This is a genomic window from Mycobacterium sp. E183, assembly GCF_001667735.1.
Taxonomy (GTDB): domain Bacteria; phylum Actinomycetota; class Actinomycetes; order Mycobacteriales; family Mycobacteriaceae; genus Mycobacterium.
Genome location: NZ_LZJN01000133.1, coordinates 79,565 through 91,480, shown reverse-complemented (window position 1 = coordinate 91,480; position 11,916 = coordinate 79,565). Strand labels below are relative to the sequence as shown.

Below are 11,916 nucleotides of genomic sequence, written 5' to 3'. Positions count from 1 at the left end.
GCACACTCAACGAATCACGCGAGCGGCGCCAGACCCGACCGCAGCAGATCCAGGCTGGACGCCACCAGCTCGCCGAGCTCCCCGGTGCAGCCGTTGCGGCCCCAATTCTCCACCGCCACAACGAGGGCGGCGGCCAGGGCCGAGCCCGTGACCTCGGCGAGCAGATCGATGTTCGCCACTCCCGGGTTGCGGCCCTTGACGAAGTCGGTCAGCACGTGCGCGAACGACGCCTGCACGACGCGCAGATGACCGGCGATGCGCTCCGCGCTGATCAGCTCCGCACGGGCCGTCGCGGCCTGGCGGACCACTTCGAGGTCGTGCGGGAAAGCCGCGACGCTCGCCAGCACCGCATCGAAGAGTGACTCGGAGGTGGGGCGGCCGGCGAGCGCTTCCGCCAGCCATTCCAGCTGCGTCTCGTAGTCCTGGAAGAGCACCGCCTCCTTGGTGGGGAAGTGGCGAAAGAAGGTGCGTTCGGTGACGCCCGCTTCCCTGGCCAGCTCGGTCACGGTGACGTTGGCAAACCCCTTGCGGGCAAAGCTTTTCAAGGCCGCCTGGCGCAGCGCCTCGTGTGTCGATCGTCGGCGTAGCTCGTGGCGGTTCGTCGGCGCGCTCATCCCATCGAGATGGTAGCCCAGCCGGCCTGAACTGGTCAGTGCTGACATCTTCCAATTATGTCAGTACTGACATATTGTTGTCACGCGCCGACCCGAGGGAGGAAGCCATGCCGGACTATGACGCGATCGTCGTGGGAGCGGGCCACAACGGATTGACCGCGGCGGCGGTGCTACAGCGCGCGGGCCTGCGCACCCTGTGCCTGGAAGCCAACACCTATGCCGGCGGCATGGCGGCCACCGTCGAACTGATCGACGGGTTCCGCTACGAGATCGCCGGGTCGGTGCAGTTTCCCACCGCGAGCCAGATCACCAAGGACCTGGGGCTGGACACCCTGCCGACGGTGGAGCCGGAGGTGATGTCCACCAACATCGGTGACAACGGCGAGGAACCGATGATCTTCTACCGCGACCCGATGCAATTGATGACGCACCTGGGCGACAAGCACGGAATCGAAGCCGTCACCGGCATGGCGGAATTGATCGGGTGGAGCCAGGGACCGGCAAAGGCGTTGGGCCGCTTCGACGTCCGCACGCCACCCAAGACCCTCGACGAGATGTATGCCTGCGCGGCCAACGACGCGGAGCGCCGGGCAATTCACGAAATGCTGTTCGGGTCGGCGATGGACGTCATCGACCGCTACCTGCCGGACAAGGACAGGCACGCGGTCATGCGGGGGATGCTCGCATTCCTGGCCGTGAACTCCACCTATCGTGGGCCCTACACACCGGGCAGCGCGACCTGCCTCGCGTTCGCGCTGGCCGTGCCCGACGATGCCACCGCGATGATGACAAAGCTCAAGGGCGGCATCGGCGCGCTCACCGAACACCTGCGTGAGCTGTTCGTCTCCCACGGCGGAGAGATCCGCTATCGCGCCAAGGTCGAGCAGATACTCGTCGACCACGGCGCCGTGACCGGGGTGCGGTTACGCGACGGCTCCACCACCACTGCCCCCATCGTGGTTTCCAACCTCGCGCCCGACGTCACGCTGACCGAGCTCATCGACTCCGAACACGTTCCGCCGGAGCTGGTCTCGCGGCTGTCGGGCCGTGATCACCGGGCCTCGTTCGTGCAGATCCACTTCGCCCTCGACGGACTGCCCGAGTTCGCCGCACCGTATGAGTTCTTGAACGAAGAAGGCATGCAGCAATCGGTCGGGATCTTCGGCGATCCAGAAGAACAACAGCTGCACTGGGAGAACTGCCGCCGGGGCATCGTCCCGGACAACCCGTCGATGGGAATGCAGATACCGTCCGTGCACGATCCGGGCATGGCGCCGCCGGGTAAGCACGCCGCCAGCGCCTACGCGTACGCCTTCCCGGTCGAAGTCAGCCGCGATCAGCACGGGCACCTCAAAAATGTTATGGCCCAACGCGTTATCGACAAGATCACCCGGCTGGCCCCGAACTTCAAGGACATCGTGATCCGCCACATCACGTTCGCGCCCTACCACATGAACACGATGTTCGGCGCGCCCGACGGCGACTTCTGCCACGGTCTGCTGCATCCGGACTTGATGGGCCCGAACAGGCCGGGCCCCAAGGGCTTCCTCGACTTCCCGATCCCCATCGACGGTCTCTACCTCGGCGGCGCGGGATGCCATGGCGGGCCGGGCATCACGTTCACCCCCGGCTACAACGCGGGCTATCAAGCGCTCGACGACATGGCCTGACGCTCAGCCCGCGAACGTTCCGGTCAGCTGCGCCTGGGCGGTGGCGGCGCCACCGATCGTTTGCGCCGCCTGCACGCCCGCGAGGCCACCGGGAAGCTGGTAGTCGTTGGGCAGCTGGTAAAGGGTGAACCGGTAGTGGTGCGTGCCGGTTCCCGCCGGCGGGCACGGGCCCTTGTACGCGGGCTGTCCGGCCGAGTTCGGCAGCGTGGTCGCGCCGGCCGGCGTCTGACCGTCGGTGGTGCTACCGGGACCCGGGGCGATGCCGGTCACGACCAAGTGCACGTACAGCCCGTTGACGGCGTCCGGGTCGTCGACCACGAGCGCCGCCCCCAGCGGCGCCGACCACGTCAGCGGCGGCGCGATGTTGGCCCCTTTGCACGTGTACTGCACGGGGATCGGGGCGCCGTCACCGAACGCCGGGCTGCTGATGGTCAACGGGGCCCCGGCGGGCGCGGCCGCGACGGTGCGCCCGAGGGTCGTCACCTTGGGCGTCGACGGCGCGGTCATATGGGTGTCGCCGTGGCCGCCGCAGCCGGCCAGCGCGGCGATGATCGCCAGCCCGCCGATGATCGGTGCGATCCTGCGAGGGCCGCGCGGGGTCGGCGATTTCATAAGGGACAGTGTGGACCGCGGGGCGGCCGTCCGGTAGGGCCAGAGCGCCGTTAGGAGTCGCGCTTCTTGTCGAGCACCCGCTTACGCAGCCCCTTCGTGGCGGTGTCCATCAGGCTCTTGGACCCGCGCTTGATCAGGAACCCGGGCACCGGCATCAACAGGTCGACGGTCAGATCGAAGCTCACCCGGGTCGAGTCACCGTCGGGCGTCAGCGTGTAGCGGCCGTCCTGCGCGCGTTGCTGTTTGGCGCGGACCAGGGTCCAGCTCACCCCGTCGTCGTGAACGGTGTACGCCAGCTCCTGTTCGTCGCTGACCCCGACGAGCTTGACCACCTGCTTCGACCTGGTGGGGTGGCCCTGATCGTCGCGCTCGAGAACCTCCACCTTTTGGTGAACCGAGGACCACTCGGGCAGGGATTCGATGTCGAACAGCACATCCAGGATCTCATCCGGTGTCGCTTCGATGACGACCTCGCGGGATTCGGTGACAGCCATGCAGGATAGATAACCACTGCGGCGCCGCTAAAAACTCACGGAACCAGGACCACTTTGCCGACGTTCTCGCGCGCCGCGAGAATGCGGTGCGCCTCCGGCGCTTCGTCGAAGGGCACCGCCGCGTGGACGATCGGAGCGATGGTCCCGTCCTCGAGCGCCTCCGTCAGCGGGGTGATCCACGGCTCGAGCGTGCCGCGGTCGTCCCACAGCCTCAGCATGTTGAGGCCGATCACGGCCTTGGACTCCGAGAGTTGGTCGATCAGGTTGAACCCGCGCAGCATCGCCAGCGCGTGCGGGGCCGCCGCCCGCAGAGAGCGCTTCTCACCGTGCTGCAGATTCGAAACCCCGTAGCCCACAAGCCTTCCGCCCGGTCGCAATAGCGCATAGGACCGCCGCAACGACGTGCCACCCAGCGCATCGAGCACCAGGTCGTACGGTTGCAGGCCCTCCCACCAGCCGTCGCGGCGGTAATCGATCGCTCGGTCCACCCCCAGTTCGGCCAGCCTCTGATGCTTGGCGGGTGATGCGGTGCCATGCACCTCGGCCCCGGCCGCTTTCGCGAACTGAACGGCCGCGATGCCCACGCCGCCGGCCGCGGCATGCACCAGCACCCGTTCACCGGCGCGCAGCGACCCGTATCCGTGCAGCGCGGCCCATGCGGTCGCGTAGTTGACCGGGACGGCGGCGCCCTGTTCGAAGCCCATCGCGGCCGGCAGCGGCACGGAGTCGCTCGCCGTCACGTTGACGACCTCGGCGTAGCCGCCGAACCGCGTGCCCGCCAGCACCCGTTCGCCCACGCGGCCGGGATCGACGCCCTCGCCGACGGCCTCGACCGTCCCGGCGACCTCGTAACCGACCACCGCCGGAAGTTTCGGCGCGTCTGGGTACAGGCCGACGCGGGCGAGGTGATCGGCGAAGTTCACCCCCGCCGCGCGCACCGCGACCCGCAGCTGTCCCGGGCCCGGTAGCGGCGGATCGGGCCGCTGCTGCACCCGCAGCACCGATGGATCGCCGCGCTTGGTGATGACGACTGCACGCATTGCACTTCCTCCCCGGCGGCTCAGGCCCGGTTGACGGCGTCGGCCAGGCGGGGGAGGACGACGCCGGACCAGCCGGGCTCCATCCGCCGGAAGGCGTCGGCCATCCTCTTGTCGTCCAAGTCGAAACCGCTGTGTTCCAAGAACACTCGGGTGCCGTCACCCTCCGGCTCCAGGCGCCAGGTGAGCGTCCACGCGGGCGTGAAGGTGTACACGAACCGGCGCGGGGGATCGACCTCGAGCACCTTGCATGGCTGCGTGCCGTAGCCCGGCATGTCGAGGGTGAACTGGTGGCCGACGACCGCGGCCACGTCGCACTCGGCCCACCACAGCCGCAGCAGGTCCGGCTCGGTCAACAAGCGCCACACTTTCGCAGGCGGGGCGGCCACGAACTGATCCACCCGGATCGTCGCGGGCGTCGACGTCTTCCTCATTCCCACTCCTCTGCCGTCTCGGCGAGTTTGGCCAGTCGTGCTCGCCAGAACTTCTCGAACGGATGCAGCCACTCACCGAGTTGCGCCAACGGTTCCGCGGTCAGGTGATAGATGCGATGCCGGCCCTGCGGCTCGTCGGCCACCAGCCCGGCGTCGCGCAGAACCTTGAGGTGCTCGGCGACCGCGGGGCGGCTGAGGTCGAACCGCTCGCAGAGTTTCCCGGCGGACAGCGGCTGGCGGGACAGGATCTCCAGGACTTCCCGCCGCACGGGATTGGCCAGCGCGAGGAAGACGCGGTCGGTGCCAGCCACGCCCGGCAATATATGTCGGATATTTCCGACGTGTCAACCATCCCGGGCGCCCGCAGCGGGCCGCGGTGACCGCTATCTTCCCGGTTATGCACTTCACCTGGGAGCGGCTGACACCCAGCGTGCAGCGCTGCCGGCTGGCGTTCTGCGACGTGACCGTCGCCCTGGTGCGGGGCCGCACCGGCGCGCTGCTCGTCGACACCGGCACCACGCTGGTCGAAGCCGACGCGATCGCCGCCGACGTCCGCGAGCTCGCGGGACGACCGGTCACGCATGTCGTGTTGACGCACAAGCACTTCGACCACGTCCTGGGCTCTTCGGCGTTCGGCGGAGCTGAAATCCTTTGCGCCCCTGAGGTCGTCGAATACTTGTCGTCCGCCGTCGATCACCTTCGTTCGGATGCCGTCAGTTATGGCGCGGACGCCGCTGAGGTCGACCGCGCGGTCGCGGCGCTGAAGCCACCGCGGCGCGGCGTCCACGACGCGGTCGTCGACCTGGGCGACCGCTCCGTGACGATCGCCCACCTGGGCCGGGGACACACCACTGCGGACCTGGTCGTCATCGCGCCCGGCGTCGACGGCGAAGACGACCCGGTTGTCGTCTTCACCGGTGATCTCGTCGAGGAGTCCGCCGACCCCGATATCGATGCCGATTCCGATCTGGCCGCCTGGCCGTTCACCCTCGATCGGATACTCGCGGCGGGCGGACCCGAAGCCATCTACGTGCCGGGCCACGGAAGCGTCGTCGACGCCGGTTTCATCCGCCGCCAGCGGGATTGGCTGGCCCGACGAGCGGGCCTCGAGCCGGGTTAGACGCGCGGGCCGGTGCAGGCGGCGATCAGGGCATCCGGGTCGGTGACACTGACCCATAACTCGCGCAGCGAAATCGTTCGGCCCACGGCTTTCGCCTCCACCGGTGGCTCAATCGTCAAGGCCACCAGGCCCTTACCCGAACCGTTGACGAGCCAGCGTCCACCCGAATAGTGCACCCCCAAGGTGAAGACCCGGTCGTCCGCCCGCTCGGCCCGGGTGATCGACGCCAGCGGTACGTGAGCGTCGAATGCCCAACCCATCTTGACGTGTAGGGTGCCGGCATCCACCCTGAGCTCGCTGCGCTTGGGTCCCATTCCGACGGGAACCGAAAGCGGTAGATACCACCGGTCATAGCGCAATTCCGTCTGCACGGCGATTACCCTACCTCTTGTTTGCTGGATTCGCCGGTTTTTCGTATTTCAACTCTTCCGGCCAGTCGGGGCAAGGGCTGGATGTTATCGACAACCATTGCAGCACAAAGATTCTCATCGAATCCGAAATGCGAGCGCCGGTTCGGGCCGTTGCGGCGATACCGACGATCTTGTGTGCCCGGCGGCCTCGTGGCGCCGGCGCGGGCCGGAGTAGGGCAGTTGGCAACAGTTTTGGCACGGGTCTTTCGACCCCTGATTTATCCGTCACCCCCGGGGATAGACTCACGTTCAAGGGAATCGTGCCGAACAGGGAGCGTAGGGCCATGGCCATCATTGACTCGGACACTGAAGTCCGGACCTCGTACGAAGACGACATCGCCGCCACCCAGCGATACATGGACGGCCCGCGGTTCGCCGGAATCACTCGTCTCTACACGGCCCGCCAGGTAGTGGAACAACGCGGCACGATCCCCACCGACTACATCGTGGCGCGCGAGGCGGCGGCGGCCTTCTACGACCGGCTTCGCGAGCTGTTCGCCACCAAGAAGAGCATCACCACGTTCGGGCCCTACTCGCCGGGCCAGGCCGTGGCGATGAAGCGGATGGGCATCGAGGGCATCTACCTCGGCGGCTGGGCAACGTCGGCCAAAGGCTCCACCACCGAGGACCCCGGCCCGGACCTGGCGAGCTACCCCCTGAGCCAGGTGCCCGACGACGCCGCGGTACTCGTCCGCGCCCTGCTGACCGCCGACCGCAACCAGCAATACCAACGGCTCAACATGAGCGAGGCGCAGCGAGCCAGCACGCCCGCCTACGACTACCGCCCGTTCATCATCGCCGACGCGGACACCGGCCACGGCGGCGATCCGCACGTGCGCAACCTCGTCCGCCGCTTCGTCGAGGTGGGCGTCGCCGGCTACCACATCGAGGACCAGCGCCCCGGCACCAAGAAGTGCGGCCACCAGGGCGGCAAGGTGCTGGTGCCCTCCGACGAACAGATCAAGCGGCTCAACGCCGCTCGCTTCCAGCTCGACGTCATGCGGGTGCCGGGGATCATCGTCGCCCGCACCGACGCCGAGGCGGCCAACCTGATCGACAGCCGCGCCGACGAGCGCGACCAGCCGTTCCTGCTCGGCGCCACCAACCTCAACATCCCGTCGTACAAGGCCTGTTTCCTGGCGCTACTCCGCCGCTTCTACGAGCTGGGTGTCAAGGAACTCAACGGCCATCTCCTCTACGCCCTGGCGGATTCGGAGTACGCCGCGGCCAGCGCATGGCTGGAACGCCAGGGCATCCAGGGACTGATCTCCGAGGCCGTCAACGCCCGGCGCGAAGACGGGCAGGGTTCGATCGACGACCTCTTCGACCAGGTCGAGTCGCGGTTCGTGGCGGCCTGGGAGGACGACGCCGGCCTGATGACCTACGGCGAGGCCGTCGCGGAGGTGCTCGAATTCAGCGAGAGCGAAGAGGACGAGCCGGTGGGCATGAGCCCGGCGGAATGGCGGCAATTCGCGCAGCGCGCGTCGCTCTACGCCGCACGGGAGAAGGCGAAGCAGCTGGGCGTCGACCCGCCGTGGGACTGCGAGCTGGCGAAGACGCCGGAGGGCTACTACCAGATCCGCGGCGGCATCCCCTATGCGATCGCCAAGTCGCTGGCCGCGGCGCCGTTCGCCGACGTGCTCTGGATGGAGACCAAGACGGCCGATCTCGCCGACGCCCGGCAGTTCGCCGAGGCGATCCACGCCGAGTTCCCCGAGCAGATGCTGGCCTACAACCTGTCCCCGTCGTTCAACTGGGACACCACCGGCATGACCGATGAGGAGATGAAGCGCTTCCCCGAGGAGCTCGGCAAGATGGGCTTCGTCTTCAACTTCATCACCTACGGCGGCCACCAGATCGACGGCGTCGCCGCCGAGGAGTTCGCGGCGTCCCTGAGGCAGGACGGCATGCTGGCGCTGGCTCGCCTGCAGCGCAAGATGCGCCTGGTGGAGTCGCCGTATCGCACGCCGCAGACGCTGGTCGGCGGGCCGCGCAGCGATGCGGCGCTGCAGGCGTCCTCGGGCCGGACCGCGACCACCAAGGCGATGGGCAAGGGTTCGACCCAGCACCAGCACCTCGTGCAGACGGAGGTGCCCAAGAAGCTGCTGGAGGAGTGGCTGGCGCTGTGGAGCGAGCACTACCAGCTCGGCGAGAAGCTGCGCGTGCAGCTGCGGCCGCGCCGGCCAGGCTCGGACGTATTGGTGCTGGGGATCCACGGAAACGGGGACGAGCAGCTGGCCAACGTCGTGTTCGACCCGATCAAGGATCGGCACGGCCGCAGCATCCTCACGGTGCGCGACCAGAACACGTTCGCCGAAAAGCTGCGCCAGAAGCGGTTGATGACGCTGATTCACCTATGGCTGGTGCACCGCTTCAAGGCCGACGCGGTGTATTACGTGACGCCGACCGAGGACAATCAGTATCAAACGTCGAAGATGAAGTCCCACGGCATCTTCACCGAGGTGAACCAGGAGGTCGGCGAGATCATCGTCGCCGAGGTGAACCGTCCGCGCATCGAGGAGTTGCTGAAGCCCGATCGCGTGGCGCTACGGAAGCTGATCACCAAGGAAGACTAAGGAGCGGCCCTCGAGCGAACCGCGGTTCGCTCGAGTTCTGCCTACGCCATCGCTCAGAGCGGGGCTTTGGCGTCATGCCGCGAGCGGACTATCCAATTTACGAATAAGAAAGTTTCTTACCGGCGCATAACCAGAATCCCGCATAGCAACAGTTGTCCGCGGATACGATTTGACTCGCCGATGGTCCATTAGCCCGAGATGGGCCATCGGCTCCTAACGCGCCCCGGTTCCGCGCAAGCGTCTCGTCACGCCAAGTCCCGTTTCCTCAGCCCTTTACCGCTACTGGCGGCCAACGGGGTGCACCGCGCATGGGTGACGGCAAAAACTTGTCTGGAGCAACAGTTGCACAGGTGTAGAATTTGGGTATGGATGCGCGCCACCTCCAGACGCGCACAAAGGGAAGGGAGTGGCTGATGAAGGCGCAGATGAGAACGGCGGTTGCGGTGTTCGGCGGGATGGCCGCGGTGGCCCTGGCGGTCGGATTCGGCGGTTTCGGCGTCAGCCCGACCGCCGGCGCGGCGACGCACGCGACATCCGGGATCACGGCGGCACCGACGGTCGCGTCCGGTGCCCACCCGGCCACCCTGGCGGGCTGCGTGTCCGGTCTCGACTGCTAACCCGACCTCCTTTTCTCCGATGGCCCATCCCGGTGATGGGCCATCGGCGTCTCCGCGGGTTGGAGCCCCCGCACCGCGACCCGTTTGCCCGGCCGTGTGCCGGGGTAAGGAGAAGTGGACCAGTTGCCGTGGTGCAAGTGGGGATTGGGGACTTCCAGATGAGATCTGCAGCCAGAAACTCGGTCGCGCTCTTCGGTGGCGCGGCCATGCTCGTGCTCGCGGTCGGATGCGGCGGCGGCAACAAGGGGACGAACAGCACCACGACCACGCCCACGACCACGCCGTCGTCCACCGTGGCCCCGTCCACCCCGGGTGGGGGCGGTGGCACCACGGGCGGCCCCACGGGCGGTGGGGGCCCCGGCGGCGGTGGCGGCGGCGTCCCCGGCGGTCCGACGGGCGGCGGCGGCCCGGGCGGCGGTGGCGGCGGCGTCCCCGGCGGTCCGACGGGCGGCGGCGGCCCCGGCGGCGGTGGCGGCAGCATCCCCGGTGTCGGGGGTGGCGGCGGCGGCCCGGGTGGCGGTGGCGGCTGCGTCGGGAACGTCTGCGGCGGCTACTGACACGTCGCTGAGCGCTGACCGCCCGACAACACGAACTTGCTCGCCTAGTCGGCGGGGCCGGGATCACCTGGCCCCGCCGGCTGAAAACCTCTCGCCCACCTGGCTTTCTGGCGTGACGGCCTAGGCGGGAGTCCGCATTCGAGTTATGGTTCTGGCCTACTCGGCTGCAAGGGGACTTCGATGGCGAAGCTCAGGTTTGGATACTTCATCGCGCCGTTCCATCGGGCGGGCACGAATCCGACGCTTGCGCTGCAGCGTGACCTCGCCTTCATCGAGCACCTCGACGCCCTCGGCTTCGACGAAGTGTGGCTGGGTGAACACCATTCGGCGGGTAGCGAGATCATCAGCTCGCCAGAGGTTTTCATCGCCGCGGCGGCCGAGCGCGCCAAGCGGATTCGCTTTGGCACCGGCGTCATTTCCCTCTCGTACCACAACCCGCTCTGGGTCGCCGACCGGCTGATGCTGCTGGATCACCTCACCCACGGCCGGATCATCGGCGGCGTGGGGCCGGGCTCCCTGCCCAGCGACTCGTCGATGATCGGACTCACCCCGACCGACACGCGCGAGCTGCTCGAAACGAACCTCGACATCGTTGTCCGCCTGCTCGCGGGCGAAACCGTGAGCGCCAAGACGGCCACGCACCAACTGTTCGACGCCAAGTTGCAGCTCGCCCCGTATTCCGACGGCGGGATCCCGCTGTCGGTGGCCGCGGTCGCGTCACCGACGGGCGCGCGGCTGGCCGGCAAGCACGGCATCGGGTTGCTGTCCATCGGCGCGACGCTGACCGTCGAGGGTTTCAACGCGCTGTCCTATCACTGGGGCATCGTCGAGGAGCGCGCGGCGGTATTCGGGACGCAGGTCGACCGCAAGAACTGGAGCCTGGTCGGCCTGTTCCACCTCGCCGAAACGGAGAAGCAGGCGCGCGAAGAGGTCAAGTTCGGCATCGAGCCGTGGTTCCGCTACTTCCAGAAGGTGGCCGCCTTCCCGCAAATGACGATGCCCGGTGAGCAGCTCGACGAGATGATCGACGTCATCAACGACAACGGGGCGGGCGTGATCGGCACGCCGGAGCGGGCACGGGAACAGGTCCAGCGGCTGTGGGATCAATCCGGCGGATTCGGCTGCATGCTGCAGATGGGCCACGAGTGGGCCAACCCCGCCGCCACCAGACGGTCCGCCGAATTGTTCGCCGCCGAAGTGATGCCGCATTTCCAGGGCCAGGCGCAGCCGACCCTGGACGCCGCCGCGCGCGCCGGACAGGCCCGGGACAGCCTCGCGCAATCTCAGTTGGATGCGGTCGCGCACATGACGAAGAAGTACCAGGACGAGGTCGACTCGAAGTAGCGATCCGGAGGCTTCATACTCCGGCGACAGCCCCTTCCCAGGTGGCAGCTAGGGTTTCGGCGCACAACTGAGGGATGACCACCGGAACCCCTCACCACCCCCGGCGACACATCGCGCAGCTCGTCTTCGCGGCGGCCGCGGCCGTCGCTCTGTTCACCACGTTCGACGCGGCGCAGGCATCGGCGCGCCCGACGGACGTGGCGGCATTCCCACAGGCACCGCCCGACCTTTCCGGCGGGAACGGTTTCGCCGCCGATGACGACGACGACGAAGCCCAGCTGCAGCAGCAGCTCGCTCAGCAGCAGCTGCAGCAGTCCATGCAGCAGGCCGAACAGCAAAACGAACAGGCGCAGCAGCAGTTCGAACAGAGCATGCAGCAGGCGCAGCTCGATGAGCAGCAGGCCAACAACCCGTAGCGCCTGCCGTGGACG

14 protein-coding genes are annotated in these 11,916 nt (G+C 67.7%); 7 read left to right on the top strand and 7 right to left on the bottom strand.

Annotation, left to right across the window (positions count from 1 at the left end; all coding sequences use genetic code 11):
* Nucleotides 1-14: 14 nt before the first annotated feature.
* Entirely contained in the window at nucleotides 15-614 is a 600-nt protein-coding gene (locus tag A5691_RS14440) for a TetR/AcrR family transcriptional regulator (protein ID WP_067889393.1), read from the bottom strand.
* Between the two features lie 107 nt (nucleotides 615-721).
* Between A5691_RS14440 and A5691_RS14435 the strand changes: the two genes are divergently transcribed.
* Nucleotides 722-2,284 carry an NAD(P)/FAD-dependent oxidoreductase gene (locus tag A5691_RS14435; protein ID WP_068018481.1) on the top strand — a complete coding sequence of 521 codons (1,563 nt, stop codon included), beginning with the start codon at nucleotides 722-724 and terminating at the stop codon, nucleotides 2,282-2,284.
* 3 nt (nucleotides 2,285-2,287) lie between these two features.
* Here A5691_RS14435 and A5691_RS14430 read toward each other — a convergent pair whose 3' ends face one another.
* Genes A5691_RS14430 through A5691_RS14410 form a run of 5 tightly spaced genes read right to left on the bottom strand, consistent with a single transcriptional unit; the run spans nucleotide 2,288 to nucleotide 5,184 of the window.
* The gene (locus A5691_RS14430; RefSeq protein WP_068018483.1) at nucleotides 2,288-2,896 is read right to left on the bottom strand and encodes a YbhB/YbcL family Raf kinase inhibitor-like protein; all 609 of its coding nucleotides are present in this window, start codon (nucleotides 2,894-2,896) and stop codon (nucleotides 2,288-2,290) included.
* Between the two features lie 50 nt (nucleotides 2,897-2,946).
* Complete coding sequence (locus tag A5691_RS14425; RefSeq protein ID WP_067760702.1) at nucleotides 2,947-3,390, bottom strand: SRPBCC family protein; 444 nt, start codon at nucleotides 3,388-3,390, stop codon at nucleotides 2,947-2,949.
* A gap of 35 nt (nucleotides 3,391-3,425) precedes the next feature.
* Entirely contained in the window at nucleotides 3,426-4,430 is a 1,005-nt protein-coding gene (locus tag A5691_RS14420; protein WP_068018486.1) for a medium chain dehydrogenase/reductase family protein, read from the bottom strand.
* 20 nt (nucleotides 4,431-4,450) lie between these two features.
* Nucleotides 4,451-4,861, bottom strand: a complete 411-nt coding sequence (locus tag A5691_RS14415) for an SRPBCC domain-containing protein (RefSeq protein WP_068018489.1) — start codon at nucleotides 4,859-4,861, stop codon at nucleotides 4,451-4,453.
* Entirely contained in the window at nucleotides 4,858-5,184 is a 327-nt protein-coding gene (locus A5691_RS14410) for a helix-turn-helix transcriptional regulator (protein ID WP_067750483.1), read from the bottom strand. Before A5691_RS14410 ends, A5691_RS14415 begins: the two co-directional genes overlap by 4 nt.
* A 74-nt stretch (nucleotides 5,185-5,258) precedes the next feature.
* Between A5691_RS14410 and A5691_RS14405 the strand changes: the two genes are divergently transcribed.
* Complete coding sequence (locus A5691_RS14405; protein WP_068018492.1) at nucleotides 5,259-5,981, top strand: MBL fold metallo-hydrolase; 723 nt, start codon at nucleotides 5,259-5,261, stop codon at nucleotides 5,979-5,981.
* Here A5691_RS14405 and A5691_RS14400 read toward each other — a convergent pair.
* Nucleotides 5,978-6,352 carry a hypothetical protein gene (locus tag A5691_RS14400; protein ID WP_067750487.1) on the bottom strand — a complete coding sequence of 125 codons (375 nt, stop codon included), beginning with the start codon at nucleotides 6,350-6,352 and terminating at the stop codon, nucleotides 5,978-5,980. The two genes, A5691_RS14405 and A5691_RS14400, sit on opposite strands and share 4 nt — an antisense overlap.
* Before the next feature lie 323 nt (nucleotides 6,353-6,675).
* Here A5691_RS14400 and aceA point away from each other — a divergent pair, with 323 nt between their 5' ends.
* The 5 genes from aceA to A5691_RS14375 all read left to right on the top strand — a co-directional run bounded on the left by aceA (nucleotide 6,676) and on the right by A5691_RS14375 (nucleotide 11,901).
* Nucleotides 6,676-8,967, top strand: a complete 2,292-nt coding sequence (gene aceA / locus A5691_RS14395) for an isocitrate lyase ICL2 (RefSeq protein ID WP_067780856.1) — start codon at nucleotides 6,676-6,678, stop codon at nucleotides 8,965-8,967.
* 413 nt (nucleotides 8,968-9,380) lie between these two features.
* Nucleotides 9,381-9,584: a hypothetical protein gene (locus A5691_RS28035; protein WP_067750493.1), complete on the top strand. Its 204-nt coding sequence runs from the start codon at nucleotides 9,381-9,383 to the stop codon at nucleotides 9,582-9,584.
* 158 nt (nucleotides 9,585-9,742) lie between these two features.
* The gene (locus tag A5691_RS28030; RefSeq protein ID WP_067750496.1) at nucleotides 9,743-10,141 is read left to right on the top strand and encodes a hypothetical protein; all 399 of its coding nucleotides are present in this window, start codon (nucleotides 9,743-9,745) and stop codon (nucleotides 10,139-10,141) included.
* Nucleotides 10,142-10,321: 180 nt separating this feature from the next.
* A complete protein-coding gene (locus A5691_RS14380; RefSeq protein ID WP_068019362.1) occupies nucleotides 10,322-11,485 on the top strand; it encodes an LLM class flavin-dependent oxidoreductase in 1,164 nt (387 codons plus the stop codon).
* Between the two features lie 74 nt (nucleotides 11,486-11,559).
* The gene (locus tag A5691_RS14375) at nucleotides 11,560-11,901 is read left to right on the top strand and encodes a hypothetical protein (protein ID WP_067889628.1); all 342 of its coding nucleotides are present in this window, start codon (nucleotides 11,560-11,562) and stop codon (nucleotides 11,899-11,901) included.
* Nucleotides 11,902-11,916: the final 15 nt, after the last annotated feature.